This is a genomic window from Microbulbifer pacificus (assembly GCF_033723955.1).
GTDB lineage: Bacteria > Pseudomonadota > Gammaproteobacteria > Pseudomonadales > Cellvibrionaceae > Microbulbifer > Microbulbifer pacificus.
This window is the reverse complement of sequence record NZ_CP137555.1, coordinates 1,591,999-1,615,924: the sequence shown is the minus strand read 5'-3', so window position 1 is coordinate 1,615,924 and position 23,926 is coordinate 1,591,999. Positions and strand designations below refer to the sequence as shown.

The window sequence follows — 23,926 nt, the reverse complement described above, 5'->3', positions numbered from 1 at the left end:
TGCATCCGCCGGAGGATTTGGATGCAGCGCCAGTGTAAAAGTTGTGACCAGTGAGCCCCGTTTGGGCGCAGCGGCCGGCCTGGCCGGGGGAATATTACACGGACAACCAACATAGGGAGGCGCAACGAAGTATGACGATTATGTCTCGCAGCCTGTTGTTGATTCTCCTTGCACTTTGCCCCGGGGCGTTTGCCAAGTCGCGGGTGGCGTCGCTGAATTTATGCCTCGACCAGATACTTCTGAGTTGGGTTCCGCCGAAAGACATTGTCTCCGTCACCTGGCTTTCGGGCCAGCCGCCATATCGTCGCGCGCCAGTGCCTGAACACATTTACCTGAACCGCGCCCAGGCAGAAGAGCTACTGCCACTGAAGCCCGACCTGGTACTCACCGGACAGTTTGGCGCGCAGCGCGCCGCAGCGCGGTTGGAACAGCTGGGCTTTAACGTCGTGCGCATTCCCGATGCCTACAGCCTGGAGCAATTGCAGACCCAGCTGGACGCGCTGGAGCAGACTCTGGGGCCGCTGCCCCAGTTGCTCGCGCAGAAACAACAGTTGTCCGCACTGCTGGAGAAGTACCCGCAATCCGATACAACGGAGAATCCAACGGCGTTGATCCTGTCCGCCAACAACATCACTTACGGCAGCGGTATGCTGGAGCACCAGCTGCTGACCCGCGCGGGATTTAGCAATCTGGCGGCGCAGCAGGGCATCCAGCAACTGGGGCGGGTGAGCCTGGAGCAGGTGATTGCACTGGAACCGGATCTGCTGGTGTTTTACGGCGGTGCACAGGATTTTGCCATTGCCCATCTCGCCGAGCGTCACCCGGTGCTGAAGCGTTATATCGACAGCGGTCGCAGTTACCGCCTGCCGGAGGCTCTGGGATATTGCCCGGCGCTGGCGGCGGTGGATGTGCTCGAGCAGTTACAGCAAAAGAGAGTGGAACTTGTCCAACGGCCATAAATTAATCCTGCTGCTTCTCGTAGCCGCACTGCCGCTGGCGCTGCTGGCGGCGCTGGCCAGTGGTCCGGTAAAGCTGGACCTGTGGCAGGCATTCGCCAGCGGCTGGCGCAGCGACGACAGCAATGCGGTGATCCTGTGGCAGCTGCGCCTGCCGCGGGCGGTGCTCGCGCTACTGGTGGGGGCGGCGCTGGGAATGGGCGGCGCGGCCATGCAGGGCATGTTGCGCAACCCGCTGGCGGAGCCGGCGCTGCTGGGGGTGAGCAGCGGCGCGGCGCTGGCGGCGATCCTGCTGTTGTATTACGGCGCCGCGTCTAACAATGGTTTGGTGCTGCCGCTGCTGGCCATTTTCGGCGCGCTGGTGTCCGTGGGCAGTGTGTGGCTGCTGGCCGGGCGCGGCGCCAGTGCCAGCCGCTTGGTGCTGGCGGGGGTGGCGATCAACGCGTTTTTGTCGGCGCTGATGGCGCTGGCACTGAACTACGCCCCGAGCATGTTTGCCATGCAGGAGATTGTGTTCTGGCTGCTGGGTTCCCTCGCCAACCGCAGCTGGGATCAGGTGCTGCTGGCGCTGCCATTTATTCTCTCCGGTGCGGTCATGTTGTTCTTTTCCCGCAATTACCTGCGGGCGCTGTCACTGGGTGAAGCCAGCGCCGTGTCCCTGGGCTTTTCCGGCCGCCGTTATCCGCTGCTGGTGCTGTTCGGCATCGCGTTTGCCGTCGGCAGCTCCGTGGCGGTGGCGGGCACCATCGGCTTTATCGGTCTTGTGGTCCCGCATCTGATGCGACCGCTGGTGGGGCAGGACCCGGGGCGCTTGCTGTGGGCCAGTGGTCTTGCCGGCGCGCTATTGCTGCAGTTGGCGGATGTGCTGGTACTCAACACTGTGGGCACCCAGGAGCTGCGCATCGGCGCGGTGACCGCGTTTATCGGTGCGCCGTTCTTTTTCTGGTTGATCGTCAGCGGGCGCCGGGAGGTGAACCTGTGATTGAACAGACTTCGTTGACGGTGCACTGTCGCAACCTTTCCCTGACCCGCGGCGATCGCCAGGTGCTGCAGGATATTCACTGCGAATTCCGACCCGGCACCCTTACCGCGGTAATCGGTCCCAATGGCGCAGGCAAGAGCAGTCTGCTGGCGTGCCTTGCCGGAGTACTCGCTGGCGGTGGCGATCTGCTGTTTGCGGAGCGCCCGCTGAATCGTATTGGCGCCGCCGAGCGGGCACAGACCTGTGCCTTTCTGCCGCAACAGGAATCCCCGGCCTGGGCCATGGCGGCGGAGGATCTGGTGGCCCTGGGGTTGTTGCCCTGGGGGCGGAGCATCGATCGCGCGCGCAAACGCGCGCGCGTGGCTCGCGCACTGGCCGAGGTGGATGCGAATGCGCTCGCCCGCCGCCCGGTAACCCAGCTCTCCGGTGGCGAGCTGCGCCGGGTGCAGCTGGCGCGCCTGCTGGTGGGAGATGCACCATTATTGATTGCCGACGAACCGGGCGCGGCGCTGGATATCCGCCACCAGCTGCAGCTGATGCAGACCTTTCGCAAACAGGCGGAGCGCGGCAAGACGGTCATCCTCGCCCTGCACGACCTGCCGCTGGCGGCGCGCTACTGCGACCGCATTCTGCTGCTGCAGGATGGAAAACTTCGCGCCGATGGCACGCCGCAGGCGGTACTGACACCGGAACAGGTCGGCGCCGTGTACTGCATCGACAGTGAATTCCGCTGGCGCGATGGGCGCCCGGAGTTTATCGCCGGCGATCTGATATAATCCCCGCACTCTTGGTGCCCAACAGGTCAATCCGCCACAAGCGGCGGCCTTGGTTGGGGTAAACGGGAAGTCGGTGTCCGCCTGTGTAACACAGCAGACCAATTCCGACGCTGCCCCCGCAACGGTGATTCGTTTTTCACGACTTTTTAAAAAGTTGAAAACACGATAAGCCCGATACCGGCCTCGAGTGAACCTTGAACGATAAAGCGGAGGGCTTTGTCTGGGCTTGCTTGCGGCGCGGTACTTGTGATGGGTGCCCACCGGTCTTATTTCTCGCCCTTGTATTCCCCTCCCTCAATCGACCTTTTTTCTGATTGGGGAACTTCATGAAAAAAAATCTGCTCGCCAGCGCCCTGCTGCTGGCCGCTCACACTGCGACCGCTGATACCACCGCCGCTGGCCAGAATCTGGAACAGATCACTGTAACCGCCAGCCGCGTGGAAGTGCCGAAAGCACACACCGCCGTTTCTGTATCCGTGCTCACCGCCGCGGATATCGAAAAGCTCGGTTACAGCACATTGATGGACGTGATCAAAACCCTGCCGGGTATTTCCGCGGCCAACAACGGCGGCCTCGGCAAAGTCAGCAACATCTATGTGCGCGGTGAAGCCGGCTATCGCACCCTGGTGCTGGTGGACGGCGTCAATGTCGCCGACCCGACCAATACCCAGGTCACCTCCCAGTTCCAGCATCTGCTGGCCAGCGACGTGGAGCGCATCGAAATCCTGCGCGGCCCCCAGGGCATGATGTACGGCGCCGGTGCCGGCGGTGTGATCAATATCATTACCAAGCGCGCGCGCCAGCCGCTGGAACTGCAATTGAGCGGGGAATCCGGTCGATACGGCACACATCGAGCCCAGGCCGCAGTGCGTGGCGAGCAGGGCAGTTGGAATTACGCTCTGAACCTGAGTCAGTTAAAAAGCGATGGATTCAACGCGCGACAGGACGACACCAGTGGCGAGCGCGACGGTTACGACAACCAGACCGCCAGCGCAAAACTGGGATACGCCTTCAGTGAAAACTTTTCGCTGGAAGGGCAGGTGCGCCAAGTGGACGCCGAGACCGGGTTTGACAGCTGTTATGCCGGCTGGAATCCCAGCAACGACTGTGAAGACCAGTACACCCAGACCAGCTACCAGTTGGCCGGCGATGTGAAACTCGGCAGTGTGGCCAACCGCCTCGCCGTTTCCACGCAAACGCTGGAGCGCGACAGCCTTGCCGAAGGCGCGAGCAGCTATGCGGTGGAAGGCAGCATCGACGAACTGAATTACTTCGGCAACCTGAAGCTTGCCGCCGGCGCAGTGTCCTGGGGCGCGGACCTGGATCAGCAGGATTACACCGCCTACGGCAGCGGCCAGTCCCTAGAGTTGCTCGGTGTGTACGGTGAGTGGCGCGGCGATGTCGCCGGCAAGGTGTACTACAACCTGGGCTTCCGCCACGACCGCTTCGACGGTGACGACCTCAGTGGTGACACCCACAACAGCTGGCGCGCATCCGCAGCGGTGCCGCAACTGATCGGTGACAACCAGCAGATCAAGTACCGCGCCAGCGCCAGCACCGGCTTCCGTGCGCCGAGTCCCTACGAGGTGTCCACCAATCTGGTGGGTGATGTCGCGCCGGTGGGCCCCGAGACCAGCCGCGGCTATGAGCTGGGAGTGGAGTACAACTATGCCGATCTGCTGCAGCTCGAACTGGTGGCCTTCCGGCAGACGGTGACCGATGCCATCGTCTATGTAGACGGTCTCGGTTCCGGTTGGGGCGCCTATGCCCAGGACGACGGCGAGAGCGACTCGGACGGTTTTGAACTGTCCCTCTCTGGCAACCTGGGTGAGGCGGGTCGCTGGTATGCCAACGGTACCTGGCTCGACAGCCGCGATAGCGAGGGGAATCAGCGCCTGAATGTGGCGGAGACGGTGTACAACCTGGGCGCCAGCTATATCCTGCTGGGCGAGCGCCTGATCCTGGCGGCAAATCTGCGCCGTGCCGATGACCGCCTGAGCCCCAACCCCACCTGGGGTGGCCTACCGCTGGCACAGGATGCCTACAACCGTGTGGACCTGAATGCCTCTTACCATTTCAGCGAGCGCCTGGCGCTCACCCTGCGCGGTGAAAACCTGCTAAACGAGGACTATCGCGAAGTGGCCGGTTTCAATACCGCCGGTGCCGCGGTGTATGCCGGTGTGCAGTTCAGCCTGAACTGATCGGGGACTATAACTTCGTTACGATGACGCGGGCCGCAAGGCCCGCTATTCGTTTTCCCTCCCTGTCAGCGCGCTCGCAGGCGCACACTTTGATTCCTGTTATGCTTTCCCGCAATTCAACCTTAAGCGCATTGATATGACCGAGTCCGACAACAATAAACAGCAACGCCATAAAAAACGCATGCAGGCGCGCAAGGAGATTGTCGATGCCGGTGTGTCCAGGGCGCTGGAAGAGCGCGGTATCGTCATTGTGTATACCGGTGACGGCAAAGGAAAAACCACGGCGGCCGTAGGCACCGTCACGCGTGCACTCGGCTACGGCTACACGGTGGTGGTAGGGCAATTTATCAAGGGTGTATGGGAGTGCGGGGAGAAAAACCTGCTGACTCAATTGGACCCGGATAAATACCCGCTGCAGTGGTTTGAAATGGGCACCGATTTTACCTGGGAGACCCAGGACTTTGAGGCTGACAAAGCGGCGGCACTAGCGCTGTGGGTAAAACTCAAATCTGCACTCGCCGACAAGTCGGTATATCTGGTGGTGATGGATGAGCTGACCTATGCGCTCAATTACAAATGGCTGGATAAAGCGGAAGTACTGGAGGCAATTGAAAATCGTCCGCCGGAACAGAGTGTGATCATCACCGGTCGCGGCGCCAAGCAGTATCTTGTGGATGTTGCAGATACGGTGACAGAAATGAAGTCACACAAGCACGCGTTTGAAAATGGTATTTCCGCACGCAAGGGCGTGGAGTGGTAGTGTGCATCCTTAAGGGTAAATTTTTTAAAGAGTGTTGGTATTAATAATTGTCAAAAATATACCTTCATTCGCTAAAGTCCAAACCCTATTGCTGTCTAAGCTGTCAAAACGTTAGTTTGTCGGCTGGTGTCACTCAAAAAGTTGGTCGATATAAAAATAAACTGTATGGCTTAGTGAATTGGTCGAATGGAATCTATAAAGTAGGTCGCGCCTACCTTCGGGCCGAATATAAGCATACAAAAATTAAGAAAGGGGTAAACATGAAGCAGCTTATTGTTGCAGCGATTTGCTGTGCTGCGAATTTAATGTGGTCTTCGACTCTTTACGCTATAGATTCAGGTGATTTTAGCGATCTTCCACTGGTTAGCGAGGTTTCAGTTTCTCCCGATGGAGGGCATCTGTTGGCGGTGGTTAATTCGGGTGGTAAGACCCTGGTTGCAACAGCGCCATTTGGTAGCAAGAGCGTCAATTATATCGTTGGCCTAGAGGAAGGTAAGTATCGAATTGAATCGGCGGATTGGCTGAATAACGAGCGGGTGCTTGTTACTGTCACGCAACCTCAGCAGCTCGAACTTGGTGATCGAAAATTCAGAGTGCGTTTGACGTCGCTCTATTCTGTTTCGATTGATGGGAAATCCACAGTTGATTTGAAGAAAAGAGGTTTTCCGAAAGATGATCTAGAATTAGCGCGTTTGAATCCTTCAGTGGTCAGCTTGTTACCGGAGGACGACGATCACATCCTTGTTGAAGTTGCTGATCCTCGTGATGATTACTACTCATCTGTATTTAAGGTAAACGTCAAAAATGGGAAGTATAAAAAATATTTGCCGAATAAATTGCAGATAACCAGCTGGGGCGTAGATCGCAAGGGTGAGGTACGTTTTGCTCTTGGTCGGGATACAAAAAGAGAATCAACAGTTCAGCACGTTTACTTCCGTAAAAACAACAGCGAAGAGTGGGAGCGCGTTGCGAGTTTTGACGCCTATAAGGAAGCTAGTTTTTACCCATTTCTTTATGAAGAGAACAATCACTCTCTACTAGTCGTCAGTAACCGTGAGCTTGGTAAAGATGCTATCTGGCGCTATGACCTTGAAAAAGCGGCGTTCACTGATTTGGTCGGAGAGGCCCCGGATAACCTTGATGTAGATAGCCCACTATTCTGGCGAACGGAAGGTCGACAGGAGTTCATCGGGTTCAGTTATGTAGGTAACTTCGTCGAACATCAATATATAAATAGAGACGAAATCAGTATTTCGCAGCAATTGATACTGTTGTTCCAGAAGCAAGGCCTGAAGTCGCATGTGGTGAGTCGCGATGAGGCTGGCGATCGGATGGTAGTTTATGTGGTGTCTGATAATTCTCCAGGGAAATACTACTTGTTTGATCGCAAGGCCAAGAAGTTGGATTTTTGGTTCAGTCAGTTCCCGAAACTGGAGACGCAGAGTTTGGCAAGGGTCGAGCCGTTCAGTTTTGAAGCTTCTGACGGCATGCAGTTGAATGGCTATCTTACCCGCCCGGAAGGTGTTTCTGATGCACCACTGGTAGTGTTTCCTCATGGAGGGCCTCATGCCAGGGATACCCAGTATTTTGATCCCTGGGTACAGATGTTTGCGAATGGTGGTTACGCAGTATTACAGGTAAATTTTAGGGGATCTTCCGGTTTTGGAGCTGAATATCTCACTGCTGGCTACAAGCAGTGGGGTAAGGCAATGCAGCAAGATGTTGTTGATGCGGTTAAATGGGTCGAGCGCAACAAACTTGCGAATACTCGAAAATCGTGTGTCGTTGGTGCCAGTTATGGCGGTTACGTCGCGCTCACGGCTGGCTTTAAAACTCCTGATGCCTTCGACTGTATCGTGAGTCTTGCCGGGGTTAGTGATATCCCGACTTTGATGAGTTTTAACGGTTTACGTCGTTACCATAAACAGCAGATTGCCGATATCCATTCGGCAGAAGAGATGGACGATGTAAAGGCAAATTCACCAGTAAACTTTGCTAAACAATATTCTTCCCCGGTTTTGCTCATTCATGGACTTTTCGACAGTAGGGTAGATGTTGGGCAGTCGAAAATGATGGCCAAGGCTTTGGAAAGTGAAGGGAAGGATGTGAACCTTATGGTTCTCGATACTGGTACCCATCATTTTAACGAGTCCAGCAATCGAAAGGCTGCAATGGGGGCGGTAATTAGCTTTCTGAATAAAAACCTTCAATAATCCTGCGGTATAACGACGTACTATAGTGTGCGTTGTTATATTTGGATGCGCTGCGCCAAATTGGCACAGCGCATCCTTGAGTTTCATTTGTTGAGTAGTATATTTGTTGCCTGTTTCGCATTTTTATTTTTTGCGAATAGCTTGGCCAATTATTTGGTCAGGCGGAGCATCAGCTTCATCATCTTGTCCGCCAGCTTCCCATAGGGCGGCATCAACAGTTTCAGCGGGTCCAGCGGGCCCTGGTAAAACACTGGGCGCATTTTGGAGAAAGTCACAAATCCTTCGTAGCCGTGGTAGTGGCCCATGCCGCTTTCGCCCACGCCACCGAAAGGAATATCGTGCTGGCCCACGTGCAGCACCGCGTTGTTCACGCTGACCCCGCCGGACATGACGTTGTCGATGTAGTAATCGCGCAGGCCTTTGTCATTGGTAAACGGATAGATCGCCAGCGGACGGTCGCCCTTGTTGATGTAGGCCGCCACTTCCTCGCGGTTTTTGTAGGTCTTGATCGGCAGCAACGGACCGAAAATTTCCCGCTTCATCACATCCATTTCTTCGCTGACGTTGATCAGCAGGTGCGCGGGGAATTTTTTCAGCGGGTCGTCGCGCTGGCCCTGGCCTTCGGTAAGGTCGATGGCGGTTGCACCTTTCTGCACCGCGTCATCCAGGGTTTGCCAGATACGCTGGAAGGAGCGGGCATCGATCACCGAAGTGTAGTCCGGGTGCTGGATATCCGGGTAGCGCTTGTGGAATACCTGTTTGGCTTTTTCCACAAAAGCGTCCACCTTGTCTTCCGGTAGCAGCAGGTAGTCCACGGTGGTACAGATCTGGCCGGCGTTGAACAGTTTCCAGAACAGCACGCGCTCGACCGCTTTGTCGATATCGAAATCCGGGCCGACAATGGCCGGGGACTTGCCACCCAGCTCCAGGGTGACCGGTGTCAGGTTGGCGGCGGCCGCAGCCATCACCTTGCGGCCGGTGGCGCCGGAACCGGTAAAGATCAGGTGATCGAATTTGAGGGTGGAAAACTCGATGCCCACACCGCCGGTTTCCTCAATGAATACCAGCTTGTCCTCTGGGAAATAATCGCCGCAGATGCGCTGCAGCAGTGCAGTGAGGTTGCGTGAATTTTCCGACATTTTCACCATGGCGCGGTTGCCGGCGGCGAAGATATTGATCAGTGGTCCGAAGGACAGGTTGATGGGGAAGTTCCACGGCACGATCACGCCCACCACACCCAGCGGTTGCGGAATGACCTTGGTGGAGGAGGTGGGGAAGGCGGTGAAATCGATATGCCGCCGCTGGGGTTTCATCCACTTCTTCAGCCGCTTGATGGTGTCCTTGATGCTGTCGAGCGCCGGGAAAATCTCCGCGAACAGGGTTTCGTGGTGGGAGCGGTTGCCGTAATCGCTGCTCACCGCCTGCACCAGTTCATCCTGATGCTCGCGGATCATTCGCGCCAGCGCCCGCAGGTCGTTGACCCTTTGTTCACGGCTCGGCGTGGGGTTGGCGAGATAGGCCTGGCGCTGCTTGTCCAGCAGTGACTTCAGGGCCGGGGACTGTTGAATCTCTATGGGGGCGGCGGTTTCTGTCATGCTTCTGGCTCGACTGGCTGTTTGACTGTTGTGGTTATGGTTCTGCTATGACGGTCGATTGTACGGGAGTATACGGCCGCACTCAGGACTTTTGCGGACGGATTTCGACATACGGCAAGCCCTCTGCGGCAGCATACGTCATCCGCCGCAGCGGGAATTGACCGAACTGGTCAGGCTTTTGACATATTGCGTCTTGCGTCTTGCGTCATGCGTCTTGCGTCTTGCGTTATTGGCGGCGGCATCCGCTGGCTTCGGCAGAACGTATAGCCGGGAACGCCGCTACTGCGTGGGTGCTTTGCATTCCTGCCGGTGATTAATTATTGTTCTGGGGCGCAAGTTTTTTTCCCTCCAGTACGGGGAGGGGGAGGTGGCCGGAGGACAATCCGGGCACAATCCAGTACCGGTCTAATCCGGCCTGCAAAAACAAAAGCAATAATAAAAACTGAGCGAATCCGACGATGAGAGAGACCCGCCCCCGTGGCCAGTATTGAATTCAGAGGTGTCAGCAAGCGCTACGACGACGGCCCGGCCACGGTGCCGGGGCTGGACCTGGAAATTGGCGATGGCGAATTTATGGTGCTGGTCGGGCCGTCCGGTTGCGGTAAGTCCACCGTACTGCGCATGATTGCCGGGCTCGAGTCCATCACCTCCGGGGAACTGCTGATTGGCGGGCACCGGGTCAATGACTTGCCCCCCAAAGACCGGGACATCGCCATGGTGTTCCAGAATTACGCCCTCTATCCGCATATGAGCGTGTTCGAGAACATGGCCTTCGGCCTGCGGGTGCGGAATTTCCCCAAACTGGGCATCGAGCGCCGGGTGCGCGACGCGGCGGACACCCTCGGCCTCGCCGACCTGCTCGAGCGCAAGCCGGGCCAGCTTTCCGGTGGCCAGTGCCAGCGGGTGGCGCTGGGGCGCGCCATGGTGCGCGATCCGCAGGTGTTCCTGTTTGACGAGCCCTTGTCCAATCTGGACGCGGAGCTGCGGGTACAGATGCGCGGTGTGATCCACCGCCTGCACCGCCAGCTGGGGACCACCTCCGTGTACGTCACCCACGATCAGGTCGAAGCGATGACTCTCGGCACCCGTATCGCCATTCTCAATCGCGGCGCGCTGATGCAGGTGGGCACACCGCTGGAACTCTATAACGATCCGGATAACACCTTCGTCGCCGGCTTTATGGGCTCGCCGCCGATGAACCTGGTGCCGGTGACGAATGACGGCACACAGTTGGTGTGTGACCTGCTTGCCTTCTATCACCCGCGAGCGCCGCACTCTCAGCTACAGGGGCTGAAGCGGGAGCTGCTGCTTGGGCTGCGCCCGGAAAAACTGGTGTACGCCGCCAGCGCCCCTGCCAACTGGCCGCGCCTCAGCGGCGAAATTGAGCTGGTGGAGAGCCTGGGGGCGGAAATGCTGGTGCATCTGCGCGCAGGTAAGTCCTCGGTGATCGCGCGGCTCCCCGGTTTGCGGGCATTCACTCTCGGCGATGTTCTGGAGCTCGCGTTTGATCCCGCCGCCGTGTATCTGTTTGATGCAGACAGCCAGCAGCGTATTCGCACGGACGGAGCCCGCGCTGGAGTGGGCGTGTGCTGAGGCCCGTGCATTTTTTGCGCCTGCTCATCCTGCTAATGATGTGCGCCGGCCAGGCCAATGCCAGCGAAATCCTCAACCTCTGGCACGGCTACCGCGGCGCCGAGCGCGCCGCGTTCGAGCAGCTGATCGACGACTACAACCGCAGCCAGAGTGATGTCCAGGTAAAGGCGCTGGCGGTGCCATTTGGCGGCTACGCCGACAAACTCTCCGCCGCACTTCCCCGCGGCCAGGGGCCAGACCTATTCGTGTTTGCTCACGACCGCCTGGGGGGCTGGGCCAGTGCCGGGCACACGGTGGCACCGATCGACCACTATGTGGGCGACGGGGTGCTGCGGCGCTTCCCGCCAAACCTGATTGCCGCCATGACCTTCGGTGGCGAGCTCTACGGCCTGCCGCTGGCCTTCAAAAGCCCGGCGCTGATCCTCAATACCGACCTGGTGCAAACGGCGCCTGTCTCTACCGATGCCATGGTGGCCGAGGCCCGCCGCCACACCGACCGCAAGGCGGGGCGCTTCGGACTCGCCTATAGCTATACCGAGCCGTTTTTCCACGGCGCGCTGATGAACAGCTTTGGCGCCGGCCCCTTCGATCGCGCTGGCAACCTGGATCTCGACAACCGCGCCAACATTGAATCCGTGGAAATGCTGGTGCACTGGGTGCGGGACGAGCGGATTCTGCCGGACGAGCCCAGCAGTACTCTGGTCACCAGCTTGTTCAACCAGGGCCGCGCGGCCATGGTGATCAGCGGCCCCTGGATGCTGGGTGAAATTGCGCCGGGAGTGAATTACCGCGTGGTGCCGCTGCCCGTGAACAGCCAGAGTGGCTTGCCACTGGCACCCTGGGTGGCAGTGGAGGGCCTGTTCCTCTCACCCTGGTCGAAACATCCCGCCGCTGCGGTGGCGGTGATGGACTACCTCACCAGCCGCAGCGCCGCGGAAAAAATGGGGATTGAGGGCGGGCAGCTGCCGGCGAATATCAGCGCCTTTGAGCACCCGCGTATTGCCACCGACGACACCGCAATGGCGTTCCGCCGCCAGCTGGAAGTGGCGGTGCCCATCCCCAATCTGCCCGCCATGACGCTGGTGTGGGTTCCGTTGGAAAACGCCCTGAAAAAAGTGGTGAAGGGCGCGGCGCAGCCGGAAGCTGAGATGCACCAGCTGCAGCGGCAATTGAGTTTGGATCTCGCGCGGTTGGAGCGCTCACGCACACGCGGAAACATTCCCGCACAGATGCCCGCGTGGCTGTGGCTGGTTCCGCTCGCACTGGTACTGCTGGCCCTGTGGGCGTGGCGGCGCTATCGCAAGCCGCTGGCTGCCGGCTGGCAGGCGAACCGCACCGCGTATCTATACGTCTTACCCGCCATGCTGGGGATGCTGGTGCTGGTATTTTTTCCACTGCTGTACGGTCTGCTGCTGTCCTTTACCGACACCACCGTATTCAATGAGTACACGCCCCTGTGGTCGCGGTTTGTCGGGCTGGATAATTACGCGGCGATACTTGGTGACTTTCATTTGTGGCGAGGGCAGGGCAGTGATCGCAGCATCGACTTCGACAACTTCTACTGGACCCTGCTGATCACGATTTTGTGGACCGCGAGCAATGTCACCCTTGCGGTGGGACTGGCGCTGGTGCTGGCGCTGGCGCTGGACAAGCCCATTTTCGGCCGCGCGTGGTTCCGTCTCGTCCTGATCCTGCCCTGGGCCATCCCCAACTACATCACCGCGCTGGTGTGGAAGGGCATGTTCCACCCGCAATTTGGTGTCATCAATCAGGCGCTGCAGGTACTGGGCATGGCGCCGGTGGCGTGGTTCGACTCCATCGGCGCGAGCTTTTTTACCGGACTGGTGACCAATGTGTGGCTCAGTATCCCGTTCATGATGGTGGTGATTCTGGGGGGGCTGCAGTCGATTCCGCGGGAACTGTATGAAGTCGCCAGGGTGGAAGGGGCCGGGCGCTGGTTCCAGTTCCGTTCCATCACCCTGCCGCTGCTGAAGCCGGTGCTGATCCCCGCGGTGATCCTGTCGGTGGTGTGGACCTTCAATATGTTCAACGTGATCTACCTGGTGAGCGACGGTGCTCCGGCGGGGGCCAACGATATCCTGATCACCAAGGCGTTCCGTATCGGCTTTGAAAAATACCAGTACGCCTATGCGGCGGCCTATTCCATGGTGATTCTGGCGCTGCTGTTCTGCTACGCCCTGTGGCAGATGCGGCTGAGCCGGACGCTGGAGGTGGCGCGATGAAAACTGCCATCGCCGGGATCAAACGGGCCGTTCCCTCCCGTTTGGCGCGGGTACTGCGGGATATCTTCAGCTGGCGCTTCGCCCTGCTGATGTTCGCGTCCCTGATCGTGCTGTACCCGCTGCTGTGGGTGGTGAGCCTCGCATTTTCCGGCCAGCAGTCGCTGACCCTGGTGCGCTTGGCGGATGATGCCAGCGTCGCCCAGCAGTTACTGGCGCTGGTCCCGCTGCCGGAGCAGTGGACCCTGGACAACTTCCGCGCGGTGCTCACCGAACAGCCGTTCCTGCGCTGGCTGGGCAACAGCCTGGTGGTCGCATTTGCCACCACGCTGGTGGGACTGTCGCTGAGCTGCACCGCCGCCTATGCCTTCTCGCGCTTCCGTTTCGCCGGGCGCAGGCGCGGCATGATGCTGTTCCTGATTTCGCAGATGTTTCCCGCGGTACTGATGCTGATCCCGCTGTACGTGATCGTGGTGCAGTGGCTGGGGCTGGGTAATTCCTGGCTGGGGCTGATCCTGGTCTATTCGATCACTGCGCTGCCGTTCTGCGTGTGGATGCTGAAGGGCTACTTTGACACCCTGCCTTACGAGATCGAGGAGTCGGCGCTACTGGAGGGGGCCAGCCGCTGGACCATCTTCACCCGCATCATCCTGCCGCTGGCGCGCCCGGCCATCGCCGTCACCGGCCTGTTCGCCTTCATGACCGCGTGGAACGAATTTATCCTCGCCTCCATCTTTATGGATGACGAATCCCTTTACACCGTGCCGGTGGGCCTGCGCTTTTTTGTCAGCGACTACGCCTCCGAGTGGGGCCTTTTCGCCGCCGGCTCCATCCTGGTTTCCCTGCCGGTGATGCTGCTGTTCCTGACGCTGCAGCGCTTCCTGGTATCCGGGCTCGCCGCCGGGGCAGTTAAGGGGTAGCGCCTTCGGCACTCCAAAGTGGGCAAGCGCGACGGGTAATTCAGTGGCAGTCTACGTGGTCACTTCAGTGCTTCCCAAATCTGTCCCCACTTTTTTAAACGCGTGCACCTGAATTGAATGCCGTTTGCCCGGCGCTGGTGCAAAAATGCGACAACCTTATAACTAATTGATTTTTAAGTAATTTTTCGTTCCCGCTTTGTGGTTTTCAAGGTGGGATAGTCCATTTTTCGTCATTTCCCTAAGGTGGGACGACTCGGTTTGACGCACGGCGGGAGTATAGCGTGGCGCCAGATCGGGTTATCCTCGCGTGGTCTCGAGGTACCCGGCATCCGGCGAAATCAATAACGAAAATGACGTGACGATGGGGAGACAACTCCATGAACAGAAAGACCGGATTCAAGAAGAATTCCATAGCGGTGGCGATCGCCGCCCTGGCCGGTGTCAGTGGCGCCGCCTATGCACAGAGCGAACAGGATGCAGCACTGGAAGAAGTGGTGGTGCTGGGTATCCGTGGTAGTCTCGAAAAATCCATGGATATGAAGCGCGACGCGCAGGGTGTTGTCGACGGGATCTCTGCCGAAGATATCGGCAAAATGCCCGATACCAACCTGGCCGAATCACTCCAGCGTATCACCGGTGTTTCCATTGACCGCCAGAACGGTGAGGGCAGCAAAGTCACCGTGCGTGGCTTTGGCCCAGACTACAACGTAGTAACGTTGAATGGTCGCTATATGCCGGCGGCCAATATCGAAGGGACCAGCGCTTCCGCTTCCCGCTCTTTTGATTTCGCGAACCTGGCGGCGGAAAGCGTCAGTGCCGTAGAAGTTTACAAAACTGGACAGGCCAATCTCGCCACCGGCGGTATCGGATCTGTTATCAATATTCGCACCGCCCGTCCGCTCGAAATGGACGATCTGGTACTGAACCTCAGCGCCAAGACCACCAATGACACCTCCAACAAGCAGGGTGACACCTGGACACCGGATGTGTCCGGTATCTTCAGCACCAAGTTTGCCGACGACACTGTGGGTGTGGCGTTTACCGGCTCCTACTCCAAGCGCGATAGCGGGTACTCCAAAGCGGAAACCGGTCCGGGTTGGTACACCATTCCCGGTGGCCAGGGTGACTGGGGATCCATCGCACCGGATAGCACCAGCTTTGAAAATGCGCCGCAGGAAGGTGACATCTATGCCGTTCCCCGTGGCATCGGTTACACCTTTGGTGAGGTGCAGCGCGAGCGCACGAATGCGCAAGTGACCCTGCAGTGGGAGCCGCAGGACAACTTCCAGGCCACCCTTGATTACACCTATGCAGAGCAGGACGTAGAGCAGCAGTACAACTCTATGGGCGCCTGGTTCAATGGCGTGCCGGTTTCCGGCTCCTTTACCGAAGGTTCCGGTAATGGCAGCGTGGTGGCACCGATTGAATACACCGATGCCACCGGCTCTGACGTGACGTTCAATGCGGGTGACTGGGGCACGGTAAATAAAAACGACTCTGTCGGCCTGAATCTGGTTTGGAACCCGACCGATGACCTGACCCTGAGATTTGACTATCACAATTCCACCGCCGAGAACGGTTCAAAGGATGGCCGCGGTAGCAACAACAATATCGCAGGGGTGCAGTTCAACCGGGCTGGGACAACGGTAAATTACGGCTACGACCTGCCGGCAGCCACTTTTGAATTTATCGATGGCCAGGGCTTTGACCCTGCACAAATGCTGACCTCCGGTACCAGCTTCCGCAACAGCTATATGAAGCATGACATCGAGCAGGCAAGGTTCGATGGAACGTTTGATCTGGACTTTGGCGCGGTCAAGAGCATCGATTTCGGCCTGGCCTACCTCGAGTCCAGCAACCGCTCCGCATATGCGGTGGCTGAGCGCGGTACCTGGGGTGGATACGGAACGCCAGACGATTATGACGATGCTCTGTTTGTACAAAAGAGCATGGCGGATGCATTGGATCAGTTCGGCAGTGCAGATAGCGCTGAAATGACTCCCTATTACTATGCCTCTGATTTCCAGGGCATGCTGGATGCGATTTCCGCCATTGCCCAGGCCAATGGCGAGACAATCAGTCCCTGCGGCACCGTACTGTGTGTGGACGACAACTTCACCACCGACCGCATCGCCGTTGAAGAGCAGCAGGCCGCGTATACCCAGGTGAATCTGGCATGGGAAGACCTGCCGATGCCGATGGGTCTTGCGGTTGGCTTGCGCTACGAGGAAACCAATGTCGATGCTCAGGCACTAGTGCCGCAGTACGATTACATTGAATGGGTGTCAGATAACGAGTTTGACGCGCATGAAAGTGGTGTTGGCTACAGCGAGCAACAGGGTGCATACAGCAACCTGCTGCCGAATATCGACTTCAATATTTCCCTGACTGAAGATGTTGTTGCGCGCGCATCGTGGAGCAAAACGATTACCCGCCCGGGATATGCTGATATTCAGGGGGGCCAGACAATCAATCCGCGTGTGCGTATTAATGGCGGTACGGCCTCTCGTGGCAACCCGGATTTGAAACCGTTCGAATCTACCAACTTTGATTTGTCCTTTGAGTGGTACTACGGCGAAGGTAGTTATGTATCTGCCGGCTACTACAAAAAGGATGTAGATAATTTCATCGGTACGGATTCCTTCATCGAAACCACTTTCGGTCTGGCACACCCGGCGAAAGGTCCCCGCTACGACGATGCCGTTGCTGCACTGGGTGCAGGTGCTACCTCTGCGGAAATCCTCGCTTACATGCAGGAGCAGTATGGCACTGTTATCGGTTCGGAAGCTGAAGGTGATGCGCTGGCCGAATTCACCGTACTGGCTCCTGTGAATGCCAAGAATGCCAAAATCGATGGTTTCGAATTCGCCGTGCAGCACATGTTTGGCGATTCCGGTTTTGGTGGCATCATCAACTTCACCACCGTCAACGGAGATATTGCGTACGACAATTTCAATACCAACAAAGGCGAAGGTGTTGAAAACCAGTTTGCGCTGCTCGGTCTGAGTGATTCCTTTAACGTCATTGGTTTCTATGACCGTGATGGACTGCAGGCGCGTCTTGCTTACAACTGGCGCGATGATTTCTTGAATAGTACTTTCGATGGCAACGGCGAGCGTAACCCGGTATATACCGAAGCTTACGGCCAGCTGGACGCCAACGTAAGTTATGATGTTCAGGATAATCTGACGGTATTCGCTGAGGGGATCAACCTGACCAGTGAAACTCAGCGCTTGTACGGTCGTCATGAAAACATGGTGATTGGGGCTATTCAGTCCGGTGCCCGGTATAATCTTGGTGTGCGTTACAGTTTCTAATGTAACGCCTGGAGTGGCGGTAAAACGCCACTCACGTCTCGCAGGAAGCAAAGGGCGTGAGCAATCACGCCCTTTGTGTTTTTGACGTCCTTGAAGTGGGAGAGCTTATAAATGAATCCGGCTCCGTTTTCCATTTTAATTCTTGGCGGCGGTGCCGCCGGGTGGCTTACCGCAGCGATTTTGGCGGCCGAGCACGGGCGTGCGAGCGGTGGGCAATGCGATATCGTGGTCGTGGAATCTCCCGGTATTCCGACCGTGGGGGTCGGTGAGGGGACCTGGCCATCGATGCGGGAAACACTTCGCCGCATCGGTCTCGAAGAAAAGCAGTTGTTTACTGACTGCGAAGCTTCGTTTAAGCAGGGCTCATTGTTTGTGGGGTGGCGCACACCAGCAGAAGAGGACGCCTACTACCATCCATTCTCCCTTCCACATGGTTATTTCGAGCAGGATTTGGCTCACCACAGCGCCGACCGAAGCGCCGACAGAAAATACGCCTATGCGGTAAGTCCACAGCCGACTATCTGCGACGCCAATCTCGCTCCCAAACAATTACAAACACCGGAATACGCTGGAGTCTTGAATTACGGCTATCACTTTGATGCCGTCAAATTTGGTGTTTGTCTGCGCGACCACTGTACCAGTCGACTGGGTGTGACCTATTTGCCGGCCGAAGTTACAGAAGTCGAGCTTGCTTGCGATGGAAGTATCGCAGCCTTGAAAACAGATGCCGGCGAGCGCTTGGCCGCCGATCTGTTTATCGACTGCTCCGGGGCCCGGGGATTGCTCATCGATAAATATCTGAAAGTTCCATTCATTGATCAATCTTCCGTTCTATTCAATGATCGTGCGATGGCTGTACAAATTCCCTATGACTCACCGGATGCACCGATTGCTTCGGTAACACGTTCTACAGCACGTTCTCACGGATGGATATGGGATATCGGACTGCCCACCCGTCGTGGTATGGGGTATGTCTATTCAAGTCGGTTCTCTGATGCCGAGACGGTAAGGCGGAATTTTGATGAGTTTTTGCGGCCATATTTGAGTGAAAACCAGTTGGCAGATCTGCAGGTGCGCGAGCTCGAGTTTTTCCCAGGGTATCGCTCGGAAATGTGGAAATCGAACTGCGTGGCAGTGGGGATGTCTGCAGGTTTTATCGAACCGTTAGAGGCATCCGCGCTGGCGCTGATCGAACATGCTGCAGGAATTATTCGCGACCTCCTGCCTGCGCGTGTTGAACACATGGCTTTTTCTGCGAAGCGTTACAATCGCCAGATGCTCCGCCACTGGAGCGATATTATTGATTTTCTCAAATTGCACTATGTACTGTCGCAGCGCTCGGATTCCGAATACTGGACTGAACACCGGGATGCAGCAAGTATTCCCGAGTCCCTACAGGAAAATCTTGAACTATGGCGCCATCGGTCGCCGGCAAAACAGGATTTCCCACTGGCTCAGGCCCTTTTTCCCGCGGCCAGTTATCGATATGTGTTGAATGGCATGGGGTATGGGTGTGATTGGGCCCGTGCGCCGCGAAAAGACCGGGACGATAACCGGGCCAGCGTATTGCAAGAAGAAGTTAAAAAGCAGGCGGAAATGTATAGGCGAGGCCTGGTAGGCAATCGGCAACTGATCTCCCAGTTAATTGCCGGCCGCTAGGTTAGAGGTTCTCAGCATGATTTATCCAGAAGAAATTCCCACGGTAGAAACCCTCAATTTTAATGAATCCCAGAAAATTTCGGAGATCATCGAAGGGCGAAATAAACCTCTGCTGATTAAAGAAGCCGTTGCTCACTGGCCCATCGTGAAAGCCAGCCGAGAGGGGAAATTGAGCGATTATCTGGCGCAATTTGATTGTGGGCGAGCGCTGGTGGTGTTTCGTGCAAAAGCTGAGACCGGCGGGCGCATTTTTTACAATGATTCGATGGATGGTTTCAATTTCCAGCGTGCCTCGGGAACGCTAACGTCCACCTTGCGGGCCTTGGAAGCGGGCGAATTTGCAGATGATTATTGCTATGTCGGATCGACGCCGGTAGATCACTATCTACCAGGTTTACGAGATCAAAATGACCTGGGTCTTGATGCTACAGGGCAACTTGTTTCGCTGTGGTTTGGAAACCGGACGCGAATTGCTGCGCACTTCGATTTGCCTGAAAACCTCGCCTGTGTAGTATCGGGTCGCCGACGCTTCACCTTGTTTCCTCCAGATCAGGTTGCCAACCTTTACCCGGGACCACTGGATTTTAATCCCGCGGGCCAGACGATCAGCATGGTGGATTTTTATAATCCTGACTTCGCGAAATTTCCCCGCTATAGAGAAGCATTGCGAAGCGCTCTGGTTGCGGAAATGGAGCCTGGCGACGTGCTCTATTTACCGAGTATGTGGTGGCATCAGGTTGAAGGATTGGAAGACATTAATGTCCTTATCAATTACTGGTGGCGATCTACACCAACCTGGTCCGGTTTACCTCAAGATGCTCTGATACATGCGCTGCTTTCCATAGGTGGTTTACCAGACGAGCAACGCCAGGCTTGGGGGCAACTGTTTCAGCATTTTGTGGTAAACCGCGGGCAGGCAAAGGCGCATATACCCGCTCGATGCCGCGGGATCCTGGCAGATCTTGATAGAAATACATCTGCAAATGTCAGAAATTTGCTCATCGACAAGCTGCAAAAAATAACCTGAGCCAGAACTCGGGAGCGAGAGGAGAGAAAAATCATGAATAAAGCGGTAAAAAGAGTTGTTATTGCAGGTGGCGGAACTGCAGGGTGGATGACGGCCGCGGCACTTTCCAAGTTGATGGGTAGTGACCTGGAGATCACGCTGGTTGAGTCTGAGCAAATTGGCACGGTGGGAGTTGGAGAAGCCACTATCCCAACGCTTGTCTTTTTTCACCGGTTGTTGGGAATTGATGAGGCGGAATTCCTGGCTGCGACCCAGGGTACCTACAAGTTGGGTATTCGGTTTGAAAATTGGCGTGACATCGGTAAAGACTATACTCACGCGTTTGGTGTAACGGGTAGAGACTGCTGGGCTTGTGGATTCCAGCATTTCTGGCTGCGCGCACGAGATATGGGGTTTGCTGGCGATTTTGGCGAATACTGTCTTGAACGGCGGGCGGCGGAGTCAGAAAAATTTTCGCGTTTGCCAAATAATGGATTGAATTACGCGTTTCATTTTGATGCCAGTCTCTACGCAAGGTTCTTAAGGAAATTTAGTGAGGTTTATGGAGCAAAACGCGTCGAGGGGAAAATCGAGCAGGTGCTTCTTCACCCGGAAACGGGCCATATCCGTTCGTTAAGGCTCAATGGCGGTCGTGAAATCGAGGGGGATTTTTTCATTGACTGTACCGGCATGCAGGCACTGTTGATTGAAAAGACCCTGCACGCCGGATTTGAGTCCTGGTCGCACTGGTTGCCGTGTGATAGTGCCGTGGCGGTACAGACCGAAGCGGTTGCGCCTCCGGTGCCCTACACGAGATCCATAGCCCGGGAAAGTGCGTGGCAATGGCGGATACCACTACAACACCGTGTGGGCAATGGAATTGTTTTTGCGAGTAGCTATCAGAGTGATGATTCTGCTCGACAGCAATTGATGGGGAATATAACCGGGCAAGCCCTGACGGAACCCAAATTAATTAAATTCCAAACGGGGCGTCGGCGCAAGCAGTGGCATAAAAACTGTTTGGCTGTTGGTTTATCCAGCGGCTTTCTTGAGCCGCTGGAATCTACCAGTATCCATCTTATTCAGCAGAATATTGTCCGCTTTCTCAGGCTTTTTCCTGATCAGGGAATCAGTCCGGTTGCAATTGATGAATTCAATCGGGAAGCAGAGGTTGATGTACAGCGAATTCGCGATTTCATCATTTTACATTACAAAGTCACCGAACGAACGGATACTGAATTTTGGCGCTATTGCCGAAATATGAGTATTCCCGACACCCTGGCAAGGAAGATTGATCTGTTTACGGAAACCGGGCACGTGAACCGTGATGGCAATGAGCTGTTTGTGGACTCATGGCAGCAGGTTATGTTTGGGCAAGGGCTGATGCCAAAAAGGTATCATCTGCTGGTGGATGTTATGCCTGAAGACGAACTCAGAAACTTTATTGCGCAGATAAAACACAGTGTCGACAGCTCCCTTTCTAAATTGAAGGGACACAATGAATATCTCGCAGAGATGCTAATGCGCACAAAGGTTTCTACCGTGCGCTGACTTGGCGCCTAAATCTCTGGTGCTTGATTTTTCAGGCACCAGATTGGCGAAAACTATAAAGTGGGACGACGCCACGGATTAGAAAAGACTAGTTTCGCAGACGCGAAAGATGAGAGAGCAATAGCCCTCGCAAACTCGAATAACCAATAATTTAATACGAGGTTCATCCATGCGTCTGATTCCTTCTTTGCGGGGAGCCCTGCTGGCGCCCGCCATTTCCCTAATATCTTACTCGACATTTTTTTCATTCAGTATCGATTCTCAAGCACAACAAAATAATCTTGCCGCGGGCGCGCGCTCCATTGATGAAGCTATTTTCTGGCACGGAGGTGAAGGGCAGGCCGCAAGTAATGCCTATCAGGGCCTGGCTTCGTCGCAGAAGCAGGACCTGCTGAATTTCCTCAACTCACTGTAAGCAACTACTGCAGTAACCGCAGTATCAAAGCGCACTCCACCTTGCCTGTTTTCACAAGGTGGGGCGACGCGGTCTGCTGCCGAGGCTAAAAAATTCCGCTCGAATCCGAGCATTCATACGAATAACAATAATTTCGCGATGAGGAGACAGCGATGTCCACAAATCTGTTTCGCACTTCTGTATTCAGTTTGGCAATGGCCGCGACCGCCTGTGGCGGGGGCGGTGGCGCCAATGACGATGGGGATGTCGGCGGGCCGATTGACCCGCCGCAGAACGAGCGCCCCGCGCGCTGTATCGAAGACGCACTCAACTCCGGTTACTGCCTGGTGTGGGCGGATGAATTTTCCGGTTCTGCCATCGATGCCGAAAAGTGGTCGCATGAGAAAAACTGCACCGGCGGCGGCAATAACGAGGCGCAGTGCTATGTGGACGCGGCGGACAATTCCTGGGTCGCGGACGATGTGCTGCACATCAAGGCGATCCGCGAGGATGCCACCGGCCCGAACCTGGTGGACGACGATCCCAATTACGATCCCGACGATGTGTCTGGCAGCGGCACTTACACGTCCGCGCGGCTGCGCACCAAGGGGCTCGGCGACTGGAAATTCGGCCGCTTTGAAATGCGCGCAAAACTGCCCCAGGGGCAGGGAACCTGGCCGGCGTTCTGGATGCTGCCGAGCGACTGGGTTTACGGCGGTTGGCCACTGTCCGGGGAGATCGACATTCTCGAGGCGGTCAACCTCAAGGTCGGTGGCGAGGACCATGTGCACGGCACCCTGCATTTCGGTGATTCTTGGCCGGGCAACAAATACAGCGGCGAGCGCTACCAGCTTCCCGGTGGCCTGAACCCGGCGGACGATTTCCACACTTACGCGGTGGAGTGGGAGGAAGGGGAGATCCGCTGGTATGTGGACGGTGACCACTACGCCACCCAAACCAGTGCCGGCTGGTACACCACCGCGGCACTGGGCAATAGCAACGCGCCGTTTGACCAGAGTTTTCACCTGATTTTAAACCTGGCGGTGGGGGGCAACTGGTCCGCCAATGTGAATGACGGCGGCATCGATGAAGGTGCCTTCCCGCAGGAAATGCAGGTGGACTATGTGCGCGTGTATCAGTGCACCGAGGATTTCGACACCGGCAAGGGGTGCGGCACAACCGATGGTGATTTTGTGCACAACCCGGGTGTCGCCCCGCCGCAGGCACCGGACGCCGAGGGCGACGAACTGTCGGTATTCGATGGTGCCGCCCAGGCCCCGTACCAGTGGTACACATGGACCGCTTCCGGCACCGTGGATTTTCAGGTGGTGGACGCCGGCGGTGACTACGGTGACGTTGGGCAGATCACCTACAACACCAATCAGGGGATCGGCTATTTCCAGTCCGCCGCGGCATATGATCTGAGTGCTTACACGTATATCGAATTCGACCTGCAGGTTCTGGTGGAACCCGCAGTTGCCGGCAGTGCGTCACTGACCTTCCGCGCCGACTGTGGGCACCCGTGTTCTTCCGGCGACTACCCGCTGGACATGCCCGCGCTGGACCAGTGGACCCATTTCCAGATTCCGATGATGGAACTGGCCGCGGGTGGCCTCAACACCGCGAGCGTGAATACGCCGTTTGTTCTTTCGCCGGCCTGGGATAACCAGATGGGGGCGGTGCTGCAGGTGGACAATGTGAGACTGGTCAAATAATTCCCTGGAAAAGCCGTCCCATTTTTGCGTTCCACACTGGGTGGCAAG

At 56.7% G+C, this 23,926-nt stretch carries 16 protein-coding genes and 1 riboswitch; of the genes, 15 read left to right on the top strand and 1 reads right to left on the bottom strand.

Annotation, left to right across the window (positions count from 1 at the left end; genetic code table 11):
* The first annotated feature begins 131 nt into the window (after positions 1-131).
* The 6 genes from R5R33_RS07120 (at position 132) to R5R33_RS07095 (ending at position 7,888) form a co-directional block, all read left to right on the top strand.
* A complete protein-coding gene (locus R5R33_RS07120; RefSeq protein WP_318955332.1) occupies positions 132-959 on the top strand; it encodes an ABC transporter substrate-binding protein in 828 nt (275 codons plus the stop codon).
* On the top strand, positions 943-1,938 hold the full coding sequence (locus R5R33_RS07115) for a FecCD family ABC transporter permease (protein WP_318955331.1): 996 nt from the start codon (positions 943-945) through the stop codon (positions 1,936-1,938). The genes R5R33_RS07120 and R5R33_RS07115 overlap by 17 nt, the downstream gene beginning before the upstream one ends.
* A complete protein-coding gene (locus R5R33_RS07110; RefSeq protein ID WP_318955330.1) occupies positions 1,935-2,714 on the top strand; it encodes an ABC transporter ATP-binding protein in 780 nt (259 codons plus the stop codon). The genes R5R33_RS07115 and R5R33_RS07110 overlap by 4 nt, the downstream gene beginning before the upstream one ends.
* Positions 2,710-2,914, top strand: a riboswitch (cobalamin riboswitch). It overlaps the preceding gene by 5 nt.
* 126 nt (positions 2,915-3,040) lie before the next feature.
* Positions 3,041-4,915, top strand: coding sequence for a TonB-dependent receptor plug domain-containing protein (locus R5R33_RS07105; RefSeq protein WP_318955329.1), 1,875 nt, complete (start codon positions 3,041-3,043; stop codon positions 4,913-4,915).
* A 136-nt stretch (positions 4,916-5,051) separates the two neighbouring features.
* Positions 5,052-5,675 (top strand): cob(I)yrinic acid a,c-diamide adenosyltransferase, encoded by a 624-nt coding sequence (cobO, locus tag R5R33_RS07100; RefSeq protein WP_318955328.1) that lies wholly within the window; start codon positions 5,052-5,054, stop codon positions 5,673-5,675.
* 260 nt (positions 5,676-5,935) lie between these two features.
* Positions 5,936-7,888, top strand: coding sequence for an alpha/beta hydrolase family protein (locus tag R5R33_RS07095; RefSeq protein ID WP_318955327.1), 1,953 nt, complete (start codon positions 5,936-5,938; stop codon positions 7,886-7,888).
* 149 nt (positions 7,889-8,037) lie between these two features.
* Here R5R33_RS07095 and R5R33_RS07090 read toward each other — a convergent pair whose 3' ends face one another.
* Positions 8,038-9,483, bottom strand: a complete 1,446-nt coding sequence (locus tag R5R33_RS07090; RefSeq protein ID WP_318955326.1) for a coniferyl aldehyde dehydrogenase — start codon at positions 9,481-9,483, stop codon at positions 8,038-8,040.
* Positions 9,484-9,960: 477 nt separating this feature from the next.
* On the opposite strand from R5R33_RS07090, the gene R5R33_RS07085 reads away from it, so the two are divergent.
* The 9 genes from R5R33_RS07085 (at position 9,961) to R5R33_RS07045 (ending at position 23,878) form a co-directional block, all read left to right on the top strand.
* The gene (locus R5R33_RS07085; protein WP_318955325.1) at positions 9,961-11,076 is read left to right on the top strand and encodes an ABC transporter ATP-binding protein; all 1,116 of its coding nucleotides are present in this window, start codon (positions 9,961-9,963) and stop codon (positions 11,074-11,076) included.
* On the top strand, positions 11,070-13,319 hold the full coding sequence (locus tag R5R33_RS07080; RefSeq protein ID WP_318955324.1) for an extracellular solute-binding protein: 2,250 nt from the start codon (positions 11,070-11,072) through the stop codon (positions 13,317-13,319). The genes R5R33_RS07085 and R5R33_RS07080 overlap by 7 nt, the downstream gene beginning before the upstream one ends.
* Complete coding sequence (locus tag R5R33_RS07075; RefSeq protein ID WP_318955323.1) at positions 13,316-14,236, top strand: sugar ABC transporter permease; 921 nt, start codon at positions 13,316-13,318, stop codon at positions 14,234-14,236. The genes R5R33_RS07080 and R5R33_RS07075 overlap by 4 nt, the downstream gene beginning before the upstream one ends.
* A gap of 377 nt (positions 14,237-14,613) precedes the next feature.
* Complete coding sequence (locus R5R33_RS07070; RefSeq protein ID WP_318955322.1) at positions 14,614-17,553, top strand: TonB-dependent receptor; 2,940 nt, start codon at positions 14,614-14,616, stop codon at positions 17,551-17,553.
* Between the two features lie 111 nt (positions 17,554-17,664).
* On the top strand, positions 17,665-19,212 hold the full coding sequence (locus R5R33_RS07065) for a tryptophan halogenase family protein (protein ID WP_318955321.1): 1,548 nt from the start codon (positions 17,665-17,667) through the stop codon (positions 19,210-19,212).
* 16 nt (positions 19,213-19,228) lie between these two features.
* Positions 19,229-20,239 carry a cupin-like domain-containing protein gene (locus R5R33_RS07060; protein ID WP_318955320.1) on the top strand — a complete coding sequence of 337 codons (1,011 nt, stop codon included), beginning with the start codon at positions 19,229-19,231 and terminating at the stop codon, positions 20,237-20,239.
* Between the two features lie 33 nt (positions 20,240-20,272).
* Entirely contained in the window at positions 20,273-21,769 is a 1,497-nt protein-coding gene (locus R5R33_RS07055; protein ID WP_318955319.1) for a tryptophan halogenase family protein, read from the top strand.
* A gap of 169 nt (positions 21,770-21,938) precedes the next feature.
* Positions 21,939-22,184 carry a di-heme oxidoredictase family protein gene (locus tag R5R33_RS07050; RefSeq protein WP_318955318.1) on the top strand — a complete coding sequence of 82 codons (246 nt, stop codon included), beginning with the start codon at positions 21,939-21,941 and terminating at the stop codon, positions 22,182-22,184.
* A 152-nt stretch (positions 22,185-22,336) separates the two neighbouring features.
* Complete coding sequence (locus R5R33_RS07045) at positions 22,337-23,878, top strand: glycoside hydrolase family 16 protein (RefSeq protein ID WP_318955317.1); 1,542 nt, start codon at positions 22,337-22,339, stop codon at positions 23,876-23,878.
* The last annotated feature ends 48 nt before the right edge of the window (positions 23,879-23,926 follow it).